This is a genomic window from Streptomyces blattellae (assembly GCF_009709555.1).
In the GTDB taxonomy this organism is placed as follows: Bacteria; Actinomycetota; Actinomycetes; order Streptomycetales; family Streptomycetaceae; genus Streptomyces; species Streptomyces blattellae.
Window position 1 is genome coordinate 72,624 of the sequence record NZ_WJBG01000182.1, and the last position, 15,930, is coordinate 88,553.

Genomic DNA, 15,930 nt, shown 5'->3' on the forward strand with positions numbered 1-15,930 from the left:
ACATGTGATCAGACCGTGAAGACGATCGACGGTGATGGCAGTCGATCGGTGTCTGCTAGGGATTGAGGGATCACATGTCGTCCTACTTCACCGACCTGGCTCAGCAGTACATCGACGGTGAGTGGCGCCCGGGCACCGGCTCCTGGGACATCATCGACTTCAATCCGTACGACGGAGAGAAGCTGGCGGCGATCACCATAGCCACGGTCGACGAGGTCGACGAGGCGTACCAGTCGGCCGCCCGCGCCCAGAAGGAGTGGGCCGCGACCAACCCGTACGCCCGCCGTGCGGTCTTCGAGAAGGCCGTGCGGCTGATCGAGGAGCGCGCGCAGGAGCTCACCGAGGTGATCATCGCCGAGCTGGGCGGCACCCACCTGAAGGCCGGCTTCGAACTCCACCTCGCCAAGGAGTTCCTGCGCGAGGCGATCCACCTGGCGCTGCGCCCCGAGGGCAGGATCATCCCGTCTCCGGTGGACGGCAAGGAGAACCGCGTCTACCGAGTGCCGGTCGGTGTCGTGGGCGTGATCAGCCCCTTCAATTTCCCGTTCCTGCTGTCGCTGAAGTCCGTGGCGCCCGCCCTGGCGCTGGGCAACGCCGTCGTCCTCAAGCCGCACCAGAACACGCCGGTCTGCGGCGGCACCCTGGTCGCGAAGATCCTTGAGGACGCGGGCCTGCCGGCCGGTCTGCTCAACGTCGTCATCACGGACATCGCGGAGATCGGTGACGCCTTCATCGAGCACCCCATCCCGAAGGTCATCTCCTTCACCGGCTCCGACAAGGTCGGCCGCCATGTCGCTACCGTCTGCGCCTCGCACTTCAAGCACTCCATCCTCGAACTGGGCGGCAACAGCGCGCTGGTGGTGCTCGACGACGCCGACATCGACTACGCGGTCGACGCGGCGGTCTTCAGCCGGTACGTCCATCAGGGCCAGGTCTGCATGGCCGCCAACCGTGTCCTGGTCGACCGCTCGATCGCCGACGAGTTCACCGAGAAGTTCGTCGCCAAGGTCCGGACCCTCAAGGCCGGCGACCCGCGCGACCCGCAGACCATCATCGGCCCCGTCATCAACTCCTCGCAGGCGGACGCCATTGCGGCCACCGTCGAGCAGGCGATCGCCGAGGGCGGGACGGCCCTGGTGCACGGCCGGACCACGGACAACCTGGTCGAGCCGTCCGTCGTGACCGGCCTCCCGGCCGACTCCGCCCTCCTCAAGCAGGAGGTCTTCGGCCCGGTCGCCTTCCTCGTCCCCTTCGACGGCGAGGAGGAGGCCGTACGCCTCGTCAACGACACGCCGTACGGCCTGAGCGGCGCGGTGCACACCGGCGACATCGAGCGCGGCGTGAACTTCGCCAAGCAGATCGACACCGGCATGTTCCACGTGAACGACGGCACCGTCCACGACGAGCCGATCGTCCCCTTCGGCGGCGAGAAGAACTCCGGCCTCGGCCGCCTCAACGGCGAGACGATGCTGGACGCGTTCACCACGATGAAGTGGATCTCGGTACAGCACGGGCGGAGCCGGTTCCCGTTCTGATCCCCCGCACAGATGCCCAGGGGCCCGGGTCGTCAGGCGGCGGCCCGGGACCAGGCCGTCAGGGCGTCGGCCAGCTCCTCGCCGAGCGCGAGGGCCGACGTCGGTGAAGCGGCCAGTTGTTGAAAGGCGTTGAGCACGTCGGGGAACTCGCGACGCAGGGCGGTAGCCGTTCGGTCAGCTCCAGCGAGGTCCCCGGCGAGGAGTTTGGCGTGCCAGACGGGCAGGTCATCACAGCACAAGTAGTAGGCGTCGAGGCGCCCTTCGCACAGGTCAGGGCGGTTCAGCCCGAAGACCTTGATAGAGGTACGCCCTTTGGCCGTCCTGCCTTCGTACTCCCCGCTCGACAGGTCGAGGACGAGGTGATCGGCCGGGTCGTCCTCGGCCGGATTCAGTAAGAGGCACTTCTGGTGAGTGTCGACGGGATAGGCGTCGCGTTTCTCATTGCTGTTGCAGTGGGAGCAGGCGAGCAGGTGGTTCTCCCACTCGAAGGTGAGCAGCGGGAACAGCGCCTTGGGCCTGAAGTGGTCGATGTCAGTGCCCAGGTTGTCCAGGCAGTACATGCAGCGCCGCCGCCCAGGAGCCATCGCCTGGAGTAAGGAACGTATCTCGTTCTTCGCCGCCTCCGCCTTGCGCCACTGCTCGGTGGCCGCCTCGCTCGTGGCTCCCAGTTCCTTGACCTTGCGTGTACGGCTCTCGCACAGCCGAGTCAGTCTCGTCGTCGGAGCGGGTCTCGGGAGCGGGATCACCGGCCGCCCCCGAGCCGGGCCGCCACCTCGCGCACCCGGGAGGAGCGCGAGCTCTTCAGCGTCGTGGTCAGATCGCGGAACTCAAGCGCTTCCTGTTCATCGGCCTCGCCCGAGAGGACCTTCCGCTCCAACTGCACGAGTCTGCGGCGAAGTTGCTCCGCCCGGTTGGAGTATGGAGAGTCCAGACCGAAGAGCTCCGAAAGTACGGTGTCCTCGCCGCTGCCGTAGACGATCCGGTGGTAGAGCTCGTCGTCGACGACCTCGGGCGCCCGATCCTCCTCAGGACCCGGTAGCCGGATGAGTCCACCCGGGTCGGCCGCCTGGCAGATGTACGGGCTGTGACTGGTGACGATGAACTGGATCCGAGGGAAATGAGTCCGCAGCCACTCGCCTATCCGCTGCTGCCACGTCACGTGCAGATGGGCGTCGATCTCGTCGATGATGACGACGCCCGGCACCCAGACCGCGGGGCCCGCTTCGCCGTTCCCGCCGAAGTCCAGAGTGCCGTAGGCACTCTGCAACTGCCGGACGATGTCCAGGACCAGGGCAGCGACTGTGCGGAAGCCGTCGCTCATCTCACGGAGGGGGTGAGCCTGTTCGGGGGCGTCGGCGGGGGCGATCCAGAGGCCGTCGGCGGTGACGCGTACAGCACGGTAACCGTCGGGGAGGAGGCCGTCCGAGAGCAGCTCCTGAACGATGGCGAGGACGAGGCCCGCCTCATCCCGCCCTTCGAGGCTGCGAAGGAGCAGCTCTCTCAGCCAGGTGACCCCCTCTATGAGCGAGACGTCCTCGTTGAAGAGGGAGGCCATACGACCTGCCGGCCCGGGCGCGAGCATCATCCGCTGAGCGTCGCCCGCGCCTCCGGTGAGGCGACGGAAGGGGCCGTAGGCGGCACAGAACCAGCCTTGGGGAGCGTCGGCCCAGGGGCCGCGCGCAGCGCCCTTCCAGCCGTACTCCTCGCCGTCGTACGGAGACAGGTGTGGCTGCGGCGGTGAGCCGTAACCGCTCCATGCGTCCGTGCCATCCGGGCGGGTCCAGTCCAGCCCGAGGCAGATGCGCTCGCTGGGCGCTGAGCCGCTGCCGCTGAGCCGGTCGACGGCTGGATCGCGCTGGACGAAGGCCTGAACCCATGCCGACCGCTCACCGCTGGTGATCCAGCTGCTGAAGTCGGGGACGAGGGTACGGGCGACCTGTGGGCCGGCGAGGGCGAGCGCCAGAGCGCGCAGAAGCGTGGACTTGCCGGAGCCATTGCGCCCGGCGATCACGGTCCAACTGCCACCTTCCCGGGACGCGGACAACGGGAGCTCGTCCACGGCGCGTTCGCCGGTGAAGCCTCTGACGTTCGAGAAGCCGATTCCGGAGACGTACACCTGCCCTCCCCTCCTTGTGCCATACCGCGGGGTTCCTCGGCGCTGGGCGTGGCCAGCCTCTCACGCGGCACTGACACGGAGGAGGGGAGGCGGTCCTCAGCTGCCGCCGCACTCCTCGGCAGAGGCGAGGGCTTCGTCGTAGGCGGGTGCGGGGAGGCGGGCGCCACGGCTCTTCGCGATCCGGTGTACGTCCGTCAGCGCCTCGCTCATCCGGGCAAGCAGGAAGCGCAACTGCGCAGGAGTCGCGCGGTGGTCGGCGAGCAGGTCGGCCGCGTGGTCGAGGAGATCGCCGGCCATGCCGAGTTGCACGCACTCGATGGTGTCGGCGAACCGGGAGAGGTAGCCGGTTCCGTCGGTCACGAGGTAACACGATTTGCCCTCCGACCCCGCCCAGGGCAGAAGGCGGGTCTCGGTGCCGTCGTTCGTCATGCGGTGACCTCCACACCGTGGATCACGCGGGGCCCTACGTCGATGCCGTGGACGGCGAGCCAGAGTGCGCGCCGCCGGGCCCGCTGCCGCCGTGCCTGCTCCCGCCGTTCGTGGGCGACGAGGTACGGGCGGACCAGGGCGTGATCCTCACGGTGCGGAGGGCGCTCCGCGATGCGCAGCGGGGCGTACTCCGGGGCGGGTGGACGGACTTCCGCCGCCCGCGTGGCGGGAGCGGTACGTCGTCGGCGTCCCGTTCCGGGCAGAAGGAACCGCAGCAGCGGCTCGAAGAGGCAGCGGGCGATACGGTGACTCATGTCGTCAACTCCGTTGGTTTCGTTGGCGGCCACGCCCCCGGACCGGTCGCTCGGTCGCGGGGGCCTCGCTTTCTGTAGCGAACTGATCACAGAGTGGGGTCGCTCGGGCTAGCCTCGCCAGAGAGGAGCAGGTGACAGGCGCTTTGTCACAGAGGAGTTGATCCGGTGGGCAACAAGTACGGCGAGTGGCTCAGGGCGCAGCGCGAGGCGGCGGGGCTGACGCAGCAGGAGTTGGCCGACATTGCGTTCATGACGCGTTCGCACATCGCGCATATCGAGGCGGGGCGGCGGGTGCCGTCGAGGGAGGATGCGAAGCGGCTGGACAGGGCGCTGGGCACGGGAGATGTGCTGATCAGCTTTCTGCCGCAGGACGATGTGGCGATCGCCGACTACTTCGAGGCGATGCTCGTACTCGAACAACAGGCAGTGATGATCCGCGAGTTCGGCCTGGCGTACTTCCCAGGCATCCTCCAGACGAAAAGGTACGCACGTGCGGTCCTGGGCTCGGCGTTTCCTCCGGTGAGTGAAGAGGAGTGTGACAGGCGCGTTGTCACACGCCTTGAGCGCGCGAAGATCCTCGATCGTCCGATGACGCCCGTGGTGTGGGCGCTGTTGGACGAGACGATGTTGCGACGCCCTGTGGCCAGCGGGGACGTCATGGCGGAGCAGATTACGCACGTCGTTCGTCTCGCCGAGACTGGACGAATCCGCGTGCATGTGTTGCCGTTCGGTGTGGGCGTTCACCCGATGATGGAGAGCATGCTCACGCTGCTGTGGTTCGAGGACCAGCCACCTCTGGCGTACAGCGAGGGCCTGAGGGTGGGGAAGGTGCACGACTCCCCGTCCGTGGTCCACGAGTTGCAGAGCCGATACGATCTTGCGCTAAGCGACGCACTGCCGTTGAAGGAGTCACTTGCCCTGTTGAGGGCGACAGCGAAGGACTACGGACACCATGACTGACCGAACCATCTCGAACGCTGCTGCGCTGAGCGGCTGGCGCAAGTCGACCTACAGCGGCAGCGAAGCCGGCAGCTGCCTCGAAGTCCTCGACGACCACCTCTCCGGCGTCCCCGTCCGCGACTCCAAGAGCCCGCACGGCCCCGCCCTGGTCTTCCCGGCCCCCGGCTGGTCGTCGTTCGTCACGGCGCTCAAAGACGGCGCGTTTCTTTCATCGGACGGTCTCGTCCAGCGCCTCTCGTGAGGCAAGATCAAGGACGGACGTGATCGTCTCGCGTGCCTCCTGGAAGGCTTCGTGCGGGATTCCAGGGTCGGCGAGCGCCTTCTCCGCCTCCCCAAGCCGCCGCGCCCGGTCCGGATGACGGAGGATCGCCACGACGGTGACCCACTTCTCCAGGGACAAGCGCATCGGAGTGGTGGAGGAGAGCTATACCGCCTGATCGAACGCCTGGCCCAGTTCACGATCGAACTCCGGGAGCCTGGTCAGATCGAGTTGCCGGACCGCGCCACGAAGAGCTTCTCGGGTCATCGGGGGCTGCGGTAGGACGGGGATGGCCTGCTCTTCCGGCTGCGCGGGCATGGTGTCGTACCCCTCAGCAGGTCAGTCCGCCCAGACGATGCGTAGCAGGATCACGCACCGCTTCTTGGCCTGAGGATTCCGATCGGGATCGTGGACCTGGTAGGGGATGATCAGGTTCTCGTACGCGGCGACGCGGTCCCAGTCGGGCCGGTGTTCGGCGCGGGTGGAACCGGCTCCGTACGGGTCGGCGATGATCCTGCGGATGAGGGCGTCGACAGCGTCCTGCGGAACGGGTGCGGCAGGGTGGTCGCGCAGATCGTCGTACTGCCGGTAGGCGGTCTTGGTGCCCGCCCAGGGCCACTCGCCGCCGCTCACCGGACTCCGAGTTCCCAACCGGGGATGAGGTCAAGTTCGCCACGCAACGCGGCGTCGCTCTCCGCGTCCAGCTCGTGGTCGGCGGCGAGGACGGCGCGGGCCCACCACTTGTCGCGAAACGCAGCGACGGCGGCGAGGTCGGCGAGATCGAGTTCGTCCCGCTGCCGCTCGAAGGCGCTGCGCTGGTCCTGGGGGATGGCGGCACGGATGCCGGCCAGGGTCTTGCGCGGGTGCCCGGCGGGGCCGGGCTCGACAGGCTGTGCGGTCATGGGGTCCTCCACGCTGCATCGTGGTCTTGGGTACCGAAGATAGCGGGATTCGACGGGCGAAGCCGACCCGTACGCCCTGACGTGCGAAAACGCTCTGTCATGCCCATTCCTCCGCCTTGACCTCGGTCTGCTTCAGCACCCGCTCGACGGCCTCCGGTTCCTTGTCCGGCGGGTAGCCGTACAGCTTGAGCAGGAACTTGACCTTGGCGCGGATGCGGTCGCGGGCCTGGCCCTTGACGCGCCAGTCGACGGTGACGTCCTTGCGTACGAGGTCGCACAGCTTCTGGGCGATCTCGGAGAGGATGCCTTGCCCCAGCTCCAGCGCGGAGGGGTTGGCGGCGATGGCGTCGTAGAAGGCCAACTCATCGTCCGTGAGGCCGAGTTCCTTGGCCCGGGCGTAGTTGGCGACGACCTCGCGGGAGACCTCGACGAGCAGTTCGATGGTCTCGGCGGACGTCATGAGGCCGTTGTGGTAGCGGTTGATGGCGTCCTGCATCTTCTCCGTGAATGCCTTCTGACGGGCGACGTTGCCGGAGAAGGTCTGACGGATCTGTGCGTTGAGAGCGCGGCGCAGCGCCCTGATGGCCAGGTTCGGGCGGGCACTGGCCTTGGCCTGCTGGATGAACCCCTCGTCGAGATGCGAGATGTCCGGCTTGGTGAGACCAGCGGCGTCATAGATGTCCACGACCCCGTCGGCGGCGACGGCTTGGGCGTTGAGCTGCTCGATCAGCCGGGACATATCGGCCTCGGTGGCCAGCCCGGCTTCCTCCCGCTCGCTTACCTCGATCTTTTCGCGGGAGGTGCGGACAGCGGCGAAGAAGCTGATGTCCGGGATCAGGTCCTGGAGGTCCGGATGCGTGGCGCAGAGGGAGAACGCCTGGGACAGACGTCGTCCGAAGTGGGTGAACCGCTGGAGGCGCGTGGGCTTCCCCGGGTCCAGCTCCGGCTCCGCTTCTTCGAGGAACTCAAGGACGGCGTTGAGCGCCTCCTGATACCCACCTGCGCCGAACGCCTCGCGCCAGCCGCACGGCCTCAGCAGATCCTCGATCCGCTGGTGCATGCGGCGTACGGCGGAGACCGCCTCATCGAGGGGCGTGCCGATGGTCTGGTTCTCCCGGTCGGGCTGGGAGTACTCGGCGAGGGCCGCCGTGATGTGGTGGGCGACGCCGAGGAAGTCCACGACCAGGCCGGAAGGCTTCTCGTCCCAGGTGCGGTTGACCCGGGCTATGGCCTGCATCAGGGCGGCGCCGCGCATCCGGCGATCGAGATAGAGGGTATGGAGGGGAGGAGCGTCGAAACCGGTCAGCCACAGGGACTGGACGATGACCAGCTCCAGCTCGTCGTCCTCGTCGACGACGCGCTTCTGGATCTCCTTGAGCTGGGCGGGGGTTCGGACGTAGTCGGCGACCTCGGCGTCGTCGTGCCCCGCGTTTCCAGTGAAAACGATCCGGATCTTGCCGGTCTTGTCGGGGTAGAGGCCGGTCGTAGCGTCGCGTTCGCCGACCCACTCCGGCCGGAGTCGGGCGAGGGTGTTGAAGAGCCGGGCGGCGATGGCGCGGGACGAGCAGACGATCATGCCCTTGCCGGTCCTGCCGGTGAGCTTCTTCATCTCGATGCGGCGCGTGTCCCAGTGTCTGAGGACGGTGGCGGCCAGCTCGTCTATGCGCTCCTGCGCGCCGATCAAGCCCTCGAAGGAGGCGAACTTGCGGCGAGCGCGGGCCTGTTCGGCCTCTGAGACGCCCTCGACGAGCCCCTCAGCCTGTGCGTCGAGATCGTCGAGGTCGACGTCGTCCGGGACGCTGACCTTGAGCTTCACCTTGTGGAGGATGGGCTCGTAGTAGACGGGCACGGTGGCTCCGTCGTCGACGGCCTGCGTGAGGTCGTAGGTGTGGATGACCGGCCCGAAGACGCCGCTGGTGCTGCCGGTCGTGTTGTCGATCGGGGTGCCGGTGAAGGCGAGGAAGGTCGCGTTGGGCAGCGCGTCGCGGAGGTGGCGGGCGAAGCCGTCCTCGAAGTCGTAGTGGCTGCGGTGGGCTTCGTCGACCACGACGATGACGTCCCGGCGCGGCGAGATGACCGGATGACGGGCGCCGGCCTCCTTCTCCTCCTTGCTGATGCGGAACTTCTGGAGGGTGGTGAAGACGACACCGCCGCTGTTCTCGCGCCGGGTGAGGAGTTCCTTGAGCTGCTGGGAGGTCTCGGCCTTCTCGGGGAGGTCGCCGATGAGACGGTGAAGGCTGTGGCTCCGGACGAAGGTCTTGTAGAGCTGGTTGTCGAGGTCGATACGGTCGGTGAGCAGGACGATGGTCGGGTTCGAGAGCTCGGGGGTGAGGACCACCTTCCCGGTGTAGAAGAGCATTTCCTCGCTCTTCCCGGCGCCCTGCGTGTGCCATACGACACCTGCGCGGCCGTCCGTCGCGACGGCGGACTCGGTGGCGGCGACGGCGGCCCTGACAGCGAAGTATTGGTGGGCTTTGGCGAGCTTGACGGTGTCGACCTCGCCGCCGGAACCTTCGGCCGAGTAGGAGAGGTAGGAGCTGACGAGGTCGACGAACCGGCCCGGTTCGAGCGGGCCGTAGATCATCCGCTCCAGGGCCCGCCCGTCCCGCCGCTCGTGCTTCAGGAGCAGGACACCGTCCGGGTCGGCGTGCCACGGGGCCATGTGCTGCCAGGGCGTGAACGGGGTACCGAGGCGGGCAGTTATCCCGTCGGAGGCGATGGCGAGCAGGACGGTCCGGAACGCGCCGTCGCGCCTGAGCTCGCGCCGGTAGTTCTGGATCTGGTCGTACGCCTTACGGGAGTTGTCCGGGCCGCTGTCCTTCTTCAGCTCGATGACGGCGAGGGGGAGTCCATTGACATACAGCACGATGTCGAAGACAAACTCCCGCCCGCGGACGCCTTTCACGCGGACCTGGGAGGCGGCGACGAGGTCGTTGCCGTGAGGGTTGTCGAAGTCGACGGGCCAGACGGTGCCGTGCTTCTCCGCTCCGGTTAGGGGCTCCTTGTAGGTGACCTTCACGCCGCCGGTGAGGCGCTGGTAGAAGCGCCAGCTCTCGCGGATGTCGGAGCCGGGGGACTGCTTGAGGAGCGTGCTGATGACGTCCCCGACGGCGGAATCCGGGAGGTGGGGGTGGCGGGTGGCGATGGCTCGGCGCAGGCGGGGGTAGAGGACGAGGTCTTCCTTGCGCTCGGGGTGTCGCTCGGGCCGCAGATCCTTGCCGCTGACGGGCTGCCAGTACTCACCCAGCTTTTCGAGCGCGTCGATCTCCCAGTCCCGCTCGGAGAAGGTGAGGGCTTCGGCGTGAGTGGCGTCTATTTCGGGGAGGTCCAGCTCGTCGGGTGCGGGGTCTCTTTCGGGGCCGGGTGCTGACTGCGCGTTTGCGGTGGTCATACGGCTTCCTCTACGGCGCGTTCGGCGTCCTTGATGCGGAGTTTTCCGGTGATTAGATGGGGGAGGAGGGTGTCGCGGAGGGCTGTGAGTGTGCGGTTCTCTGTTCTTGCATGGATCGATAGACCGAGCAGGGCTCTTGCGTGATCGCCGAAACGATCAATTTGTCCTAGAGCGGGGATGCGTACGCGGAGCCGCAGCGCCTGATTCCGATTCACTCCCGGCACAGCAGAATCTCCTAGAAGTGACTTAAAGCCAGCTGAATCTAGGATGAAGTACAGCGCCTCTGGGGAGATCTCTGGGATCTTCGCCTGTGCGTGATAGGCGGTGTCAATAACCCATCCAGGCTCCCACATCCAGGAAACGTGGCCCGCATTCGCCCCCTTGCGGCCAACCACTGGAAGTTTGGTGAGTGTAATGGCTGCGTCGTGCCATCCCACCTGGCCAGTGCAGCCGAACACTGGTGTTCGACCAGGGCGCCGCTTAGGCTCGGGGAGCGCTTTCCCGTACGAGAGGTCCGCGATATCGCGAATCTCGCACTCCTGGCTGTCAACCTCGACGGTCTGAGACAAGAGGGCTCTTCCGAGGGTGACTGTGTTTTCAGCGATGCGCTCATTGATGGCGACTTTGTCGTCCAATGCCCCCAGTATGTCAACGACGGCTTGTTGTTCGGAGAGTGGCGGCAAATGATCAAGGGGGAGAGCGCGGATCTCCTTGATGTTCAAGTGGGGCACGGTTGAACCCGCGGCCTTGGAATGCATCCGCTGCTGCGCTGTCGGCGCCATCAGTGCGTAGAGCAGGTAGCGAGGGTGGATGACATCAGAGTTCGGCCGGAGAAGCACTGTGCGTTGGCGAAGGCATACACGCTGTCCCTCCTCCACTCGTGCGATCTGACCGACCGGGGCCTCTCTACTTAGAATCAGGTCGTCCCTTTGTGGAACCCCGCGAACTGTCCATTTTTGGAAGGTGTCCTTGTCTACAGGGATCGCGGAATTAAGAAGGAGTCGGCCATTTCGAATGTGGGGGGTTCCTACGGAATATCCGAATGTGGTGCCCGGTGTTGCGGCTGGCGCAGTCTTGTGTTCACTGTCGATGATCTGCGTGCATACATTTCCAAGGGTTTTCTGCATCACAGCCTGCCCAGCTGATCGCGTACTGCAGATTCCAGTCGTCCCGATTCGTCAAATAGGCCGTACAATTCCTTCGCCAACCGCTCTACCTTCTCTTCCGTAGACTCCCCGTCTGGATCCTCCTCCAATTCTGGAACCCCCACATAACGCCCTGGTGTCAGCATAAAGTCGTGTTCCCGAACGTCCTCCAGCGACGCGCTCCGGGAGAACCCAGGCGCATCCTCATAGACTCCGGCTTTATTAGCGCCTCGCCATGCTCGAAACGTCGCCGCGATTCGCTTAATCTCCTCTGGTCGAAGTTTCTTGACGGTGCGACTTCCTGCTTCCAGTTCGCCCATCTGGCTTGCATCAATGAACAGCACCTCCCCCTTCCGCCCCCGAACCCACTCCGAATGCCGACCCTTGCCGTCCCCCAGGAACCATAGACAAGCAGGAATCTGCGTCGACCGGAACAACTGCCCTGGCAACGCCACCATGCAGGCCACCAGATCCCCCTCGACCATGGCCCGCCGAATGTCCCCTTCACCTCCCGACTTGCTGCTCAACGACCCGTTGGCCAGAACAACCCCGGCCCGCCCCCCAGGCGCCAGCTTGCTCACCATGTGCTGGATCCACGCGAAGTTGGCGTTGCCGACCGGCGGAGTACCGTAAACCCACCGGTCGTCCATCCCGAGCCGCTCACCGCCCCAGTCGGAGATGTTGAACGGCGGGTTGGCCAGCACCACGTCCGCCTTCAGCTCGCCGTGCTGGTCGTTGTGGAAGGAGTCGGCGGGTTCCTCGCCGAGGTCCGCCTCGATGCCGTGGATCGCGAGGTTCATGTGGGCCAGACGCCACGTCGTGAGGTTGCGTTCCTGGCCGTACACGGCGACGTTGAAGCGGTCGCCCCCGTGCGTCTCGACGAACTTCTCGGCCTGCACGAACATGCCGCCCGAACCGCACGCCGGATCCAGAACCCGTTCGCCCTCCTCCGGTTCCAGCATCTCGACGAGCAGCTTCACCACGCTCGCCGGCGTGAAGTACTCGCCGCCCTTCCGCCCCTCCTGGAGGGCGAACTGCGCGAGGAAGTACTCGTACACCTCACCCATCAGGTCCCGCGCGCCGACCCGCTTGCCGTCCTCGCCCACCTGGGCCTGGAAGGTCAGCCGGTCCAGCAGCTTGACCAGGCCCGCCAGGGTCGTCTCGTCCACCCGCCCGCTGCCGTACTGGTTGGGCAGCGTGTTCTTCAGCGACGGGTTGACCTTCTCGATCGTCTCCATCGCCGTGTCGATGACCTGGCCGAGCGTCGGCTGACCCAACGTCCCCTTGGCCCGTTCCAGTACGACATCCCACCGCGCCGTCGGCGGCACGTAGAAGATTCCGGCGCCTGTGTACTGCTCCCGCTCCTCCAGCGTCTGGAGGATCAGTTCTTCCGGCACCTCGCCCTCGAAGCCCAGCTCCGCGATGAGCCCGCCGCCTGACCGCAGTTCGGCCTCCAACTGCTGCCGCTTCTCGGTCATCGCCTCCGAGACGTACTTGAGGAAGACGAGCCCCAGCACGAAGTGCTTGTACTCGGCGGCGTCCAGGCTTCCGCGCAGCTTGTCGGCGGAGGCCCACAGGATCGCCTTCATGTCCTGCGGCTTGGTTTCCTTCTTCTTCCGTGGCGGCACGGGAACTCTCACTTCTCTTCTGATCAAAAGGGGTTGATCACACGGGTTCTGACGGGCCGTGCGACACGTACAGGAACTGTCCTACAGCGGACCCCGATCAGCGCCGCCGCAACGCCAGGTCACCGTCGGCGACACCCGCCGAGATGCGCGTGGCGAGCCGGTCCAGGGCCTCCAACTGCCTGCGTACGTCAGCGCGTAGCCGTTCTGTCTCCGTCAGGATGGCCTCCAGTTCGGTGATCTCCTCGGCAGGTAGCTGCGGCAGGTCCATGTCGCGCACGCTCACGCGCCGTACCAGCGATCCGCTGCCCCGATGCTGGTTCCGCGGGGACTGGAGAAGCCGGGCGAGCGCGTGCGGGCGCATCCACAGGGCGTCCGGGCGGATCGGTTCGCTCCTGGCCAGCGCCACCAAGTGCTCGCGGTAGGCGGCGATCCGCAGCCCCTGCACAGGCGACAGCAGCACGCAGCCGCCCGCCTCGTCCACCAGACACCGCACGCCGTGTTCGGCGAATACGAAGACATCGCCGCGCTCGGTGATCTTCGCGGCCGAATACGTCCCGAGCGCCTCCGGGTCGATGCGGCGTTGCCCGATCGGAAGTTCACCCAGCATCTCCTCCCTGCCGATGACCGGCAGGCCCGCGCTTCCGACATCGGCGTCCTTGATCCGGTGTCCGGTGAGCGACTTCAGCTGCCCCGCGGTGAGGTGTTCGTCCAGCTTCCGGTGCCGTACCGGCGTACGGCGTTTGGCGATACCCATGTCGCCGAGCCAGTCACGCAACTGCGGCATCGCCGCCATCGCGGCCCGCCGTGCCGTGACGGTCTCCTCGAAGTGGTCGACGCCGGCCTCTGGGGCTGCGAGTCGGTGGGCGGGCAGCACCGAACGGCCGTCCAGCAGTTGCTCGCCACCGGGGTGGTTCGACCGAATCGGTACGGACCGCGCGTCCTGCGGATCAGATTCCCCATCGGCGAGCACCAGCTGCGCGACCTCGCCGATCCACTTGCGTCCGTCCGTTCGCTGCGCGATGCGGTCGGCGTCGATGAGGAGGACCTGACGGTCGGCCGGGTCGGGTGACGGCGGTCGCAGAACGAGCAGCGCGTACTCCGCGCCCGTGCGAAACGGATGGATACGGCGCGGGAGTTGAACGATCGCCTCGACGCTGCCCTGAGCGATCAGCTGCTCCCGTGCGTCGACCATCGGGGCGGGCGCCGCGCCTCGCATACGGGTCAGGGTCCATGTCGGGATGACGGCATAAGCGTGCCCGGCCGGCGCGAGTCGACTGACCGCTTCCTGCGCCCACCACAGGGGGCCCTTCTCGTCCCGCTCCCGCTCCCCGGAGGCGTACGGAGGTGAGGCAAGGACGATGTCGGCGGTCGAGAAGGTCCACGGTTCGTCGCCCGGTGCCCCTCCCCACCAGCGCGGGGTGTCCAGATCTGACGGACTCGCGCAGACGTCGGTGTACATCTCGTGGCTGAGAAGCCGGTACTCCAAGAGCTTGCGCCGCAACGGGTCGGGCTCTACCGCTACCAGTTCGCCGTGGCCGCGCAACCCGCCGGTCGGGCCGCCGCTCATGCCGAGGAGCAGTTCGCCCAGGCCAGCGCACAGGCTGATGGTGGAACGCTGGCCCGGGCCGCCTTCGTTCGGTCCGATGAGGGAGGCCACGAGGGCGACGATCTCCCGCGGCACTGTGTCCATGACGAGGTCGGACTCCAGACGCTTGGCGAGCTCTAGGTCCTCGTCGATACCTAGGATCGCGTCGGCTGCCTTGCCCAGTGAGCCGATCTCGTATCTGAGGGCCGAGACCGCCTGCCGCACTTCGGGGCCGGCCGCGGCGTAGTCGTCCCGCAGCTCCTCCGGGAGGTACTCGGGCAGGAGATCCTCTCCTTCGCCCCACATGGCCAGGGTGGCCAGGGCCTGCGCGATCAACGTCTCCGTCGAGCCCAGGTGATGCTTCAGCGTCACGAGGCGCCGTAGTCGCAGCCCTTGCCGGAACCGGTCTCCATACGTCGGGATCTTGCCGCTCTCGTCAGGCTCCGTGTCGGGAACGGGACGCAGGCTCAGCCAGTCCGCGATCGCGAGTGCGTCGAAGAGGGGCTTGTTCTCGCTGCCGCCGATCGGGGCGGGGAAGGGCGGGCGACGGTCCTTGGCGGCGGCCAGGGCCTCGGCTGAGAACCGGCGTCGCCAGTTGCTGACCGTCGGGCGCCCGACTCGGGCGAGTTCCTTGATCTCGCCGAGTGTGACAGGCGCATAGGGTGCGGGCGACTGAGGTGCCGGGGACTCGTGTGCTTGGGGCATCAGACTCGCACCGGTTCCCGCCCCGCGATCACATCCACCTTGCGAGCGAGGACAGACGGCACCTGGCTGTGCTGCCGGTGCAGGTCGGCCTTCTCCGGAGACACGTACTGCATGAGGTGCAGCAGAGTGTCGAAGTCCTGAGCCAGGTGGCGGTGGCAGATCCGCTCGTGGTGGCCGATGCGGTTGCGGAACTTGCGTACGTAGTCGAGCTGTTGCTGGAGCGCACCGCGTCGGCCGCGGTAGCCGCGGAACGTGTGCCGAAGGGCGGGGTTCCAGAACTGCATCTCGTAGTTGAGACCGCGGCCGGTCAGGCCGACCCAGAAGCCGAGCGTCAGCTTCGCCACCATGTCGTCCGCGGTGTAGCCGACGCCGTACTCCCGGTGGAGGTCCTGCTGGGCGCTGCGCACCTGCTCGTGGCCCTTGGTGGTCAGCAGGACGCGCGGTGAGTCCCACCAGTCGGCACGGTTGTACCGGCCGCTCAGCCTGGCGTGGAACGAGTTCCGCATGGCGACCTCGAAATCCCGAAGGATGCCAAGGAAGGCGCGGGAGATCTCGCCATCCCAGCAGTAGAGGCGCAGCGCCATGGCCAGGTCGCCGCCGCATTCGTCGAGAAACGGCTGGAACCGCTCGGCCGAGATCGCGTCGACGATCTGCTTGGCCTCGTCCTCTGTCACCGCTGCCCCTCCCTTGGATGAAAGCTTCCGTGTTAGCCTCGGAACCGTGCGCCCCGGAGCACTGTCACTGCATTGCACACAGCCCGGGGCACAGCTCTTTCCGGAGCCCGGCGAGAGGGCACAAGTCAACTGCGCGGCAACCTGACTGCGGTCCCACTTTCAACTCTGATCACGTTAGTCTCTGGGGATCTTGTTGCGCAATAGCGTTCCTGAGAAGTGGACTTCTCAGAGCTTAGCCGACCGTTACTAGCAATCGTGAGGCGGGCGTGCCCTTCAGAGCTGCTGGC

15 protein-coding genes are annotated in these 15,930 nt (G+C 66.7%); 3 read left to right on the plus strand and 12 right to left on the minus strand.

Translation table 11 applies throughout. The features are described 5' to 3' along the window. Positions 1–74: 74 nt before the first annotated feature. Positions 75–1,535: an aldehyde dehydrogenase family protein gene (locus GFH49_RS23635; protein WP_155058075.1), complete on the plus strand. Its 1,461-nt coding sequence runs from the start codon at positions 75–77 to the stop codon at positions 1,533–1,535. 32 nt (positions 1,536–1,567) lie between these two features. On the opposite strand, the gene GFH49_RS23640 is transcribed toward GFH49_RS23635, so the two are convergent. The 4 genes from GFH49_RS23640 to GFH49_RS23655 form a co-directional block, all read right to left on the minus strand. Beyond that, entirely contained in the window at positions 1,568–2,281 is a 714-nt protein-coding gene (locus GFH49_RS23640) for an HNH endonuclease (protein WP_155058076.1), read from the minus strand. After that, positions 2,278–3,651 (minus strand): AAA family ATPase, encoded by a 1,374-nt coding sequence (locus tag GFH49_RS23645; RefSeq protein ID WP_155058077.1) that lies wholly within the window; start codon positions 3,649–3,651, stop codon positions 2,278–2,280. The genes GFH49_RS23640 and GFH49_RS23645 overlap by 4 nt, the downstream gene beginning before the upstream one ends. Before the next feature lie 96 nt (positions 3,652–3,747). Continuing rightward, positions 3,748–4,080 (minus strand): hypothetical protein, encoded by a 333-nt coding sequence (locus tag GFH49_RS23650; RefSeq protein ID WP_155058078.1) that lies wholly within the window; start codon positions 4,078–4,080, stop codon positions 3,748–3,750. After that, complete coding sequence (locus tag GFH49_RS23655; RefSeq protein ID WP_155058079.1) at positions 4,077–4,394, minus strand: hypothetical protein; 318 nt, start codon at positions 4,392–4,394, stop codon at positions 4,077–4,079. The genes GFH49_RS23650 and GFH49_RS23655 overlap by 4 nt, the downstream gene beginning before the upstream one ends. Positions 4,395–4,559: 165 nt before the next feature. Here GFH49_RS23655 and GFH49_RS23660 point away from each other — a divergent pair, with 165 nt between their 5' ends. Both GFH49_RS23660 and GFH49_RS23665 read left to right on the plus strand, forming a co-directional pair. Further along, entirely contained in the window at positions 4,560–5,354 is a 795-nt protein-coding gene (locus GFH49_RS23660) for a helix-turn-helix domain-containing protein (protein ID WP_155058080.1), read from the plus strand. Continuing rightward, positions 5,347–5,595, plus strand: a complete 249-nt coding sequence (locus GFH49_RS23665) for a DUF397 domain-containing protein (RefSeq protein ID WP_155058081.1) — start codon at positions 5,347–5,349, stop codon at positions 5,593–5,595. Before GFH49_RS23660 ends, GFH49_RS23665 begins: the two co-directional genes overlap by 8 nt. On the opposite strand, the gene GFH49_RS23670 is transcribed toward GFH49_RS23665, so the two are convergent. The 8 genes from GFH49_RS23670 to GFH49_RS23705 all read right to left on the minus strand — a co-directional run bounded on the left by GFH49_RS23670 (position 5,563) and on the right by GFH49_RS23705 (position 15,643). After that, a complete protein-coding gene (locus tag GFH49_RS23670) occupies positions 5,563–5,760 on the minus strand; it encodes a hypothetical protein (protein ID WP_155058082.1) in 198 nt (65 codons plus the stop codon). The two genes, GFH49_RS23665 and GFH49_RS23670, sit on opposite strands and share 33 nt — an antisense overlap. Before the next feature lie 192 nt (positions 5,761–5,952). Next, positions 5,953–6,246 (minus strand): hypothetical protein, encoded by a 294-nt coding sequence (locus tag GFH49_RS23675; protein ID WP_155058083.1) that lies wholly within the window; start codon positions 6,244–6,246, stop codon positions 5,953–5,955. After that, the gene (locus GFH49_RS23680; RefSeq protein ID WP_155058084.1) at positions 6,243–6,515 is read right to left on the minus strand and encodes a hypothetical protein; all 273 of its coding nucleotides are present in this window, start codon (positions 6,513–6,515) and stop codon (positions 6,243–6,245) included. Before GFH49_RS23680 ends, GFH49_RS23675 begins: the two co-directional genes overlap by 4 nt. 97 nt (positions 6,516–6,612) lie before the next feature. Then, entirely contained in the window at positions 6,613–9,906 is a 3,294-nt protein-coding gene (locus GFH49_RS23685) for a type I restriction endonuclease subunit R (RefSeq protein ID WP_155058085.1), read from the minus strand. Next, on the minus strand, positions 9,903–11,033 hold the full coding sequence (locus GFH49_RS23690) for a restriction endonuclease subunit S (protein WP_155058086.1): 1,131 nt from the start codon (positions 11,031–11,033) through the stop codon (positions 9,903–9,905). Before GFH49_RS23690 ends, GFH49_RS23685 begins: the two co-directional genes overlap by 4 nt. Continuing rightward, positions 11,033–12,679, minus strand: coding sequence for a class I SAM-dependent DNA methyltransferase (locus GFH49_RS23695; protein WP_155058087.1), 1,647 nt, complete (start codon positions 12,677–12,679; stop codon positions 11,033–11,035). Before GFH49_RS23695 ends, GFH49_RS23690 begins: the two co-directional genes overlap by 1 nt. Positions 12,680–12,776: 97 nt before the next feature. Continuing rightward, positions 12,777–14,969, minus strand: coding sequence for an N-6 DNA methylase (locus GFH49_RS23700; protein WP_155058088.1), 2,193 nt, complete (start codon positions 14,967–14,969; stop codon positions 12,777–12,779). Next, a complete protein-coding gene (locus tag GFH49_RS23705; RefSeq protein WP_155058089.1) occupies positions 14,969–15,643 on the minus strand; it encodes an Abi family protein in 675 nt (224 codons plus the stop codon). Before GFH49_RS23705 ends, GFH49_RS23700 begins: the two co-directional genes overlap by 1 nt. Positions 15,644–15,930 lie beyond the last annotated feature (287 nt).

Excerpts from the sequence above, each read along its gene's own strand:
- GFH49_RS23680 (WP_155058084.1), bottom strand. The coding sequence starts at position 6,515 with ATGACCGCACAGCCTGTCGAGCCCGGCCCCGCCGGGCACCCGCGCAAG.
- GFH49_RS23650 (WP_155058078.1), bottom strand. The coding sequence starts at position 4,080 with ATGACGAACGACGGCACCGAGACCCGCCTTCTGCCCTGGGCGGGGTCG.
- GFH49_RS23655 (WP_155058079.1), bottom strand. The coding sequence starts at position 4,394 with ATGAGTCACCGTATCGCCCGCTGCCTCTTCGAGCCGCTGCTGCGGTTC.
- GFH49_RS23635 (WP_155058075.1), top strand. The coding sequence starts at position 75 with ATGTCGTCCTACTTCACCGACCTGGCTCAGCAGTACATCGACGGTGAG.
- GFH49_RS23670 (WP_155058082.1), bottom strand. The coding sequence starts at position 5,760 with ATGCGCTTGTCCCTGGAGAAGTGGGTCACCGTCGTGGCGATCCTCCGT.
- GFH49_RS23690 (WP_155058086.1), bottom strand. The coding sequence starts at position 11,033 with ATGCAGAAAACCCTTGGAAATGTATGCACGCAGATCATCGACAGTGAA.
- GFH49_RS23700 (WP_155058088.1), bottom strand. The coding sequence starts at position 14,969 with ATGCCCCAAGCACACGAGTCCCCGGCACCTCAGTCGCCCGCACCCTAT.
- GFH49_RS23685 (WP_155058085.1), bottom strand. The coding sequence starts at position 9,906 with ATGACCACCGCAAACGCGCAGTCAGCACCCGGCCCCGAAAGAGACCCC.
- GFH49_RS23665 (WP_155058081.1), top strand. The coding sequence starts at position 5,347 with ATGACTGACCGAACCATCTCGAACGCTGCTGCGCTGAGCGGCTGGCGC.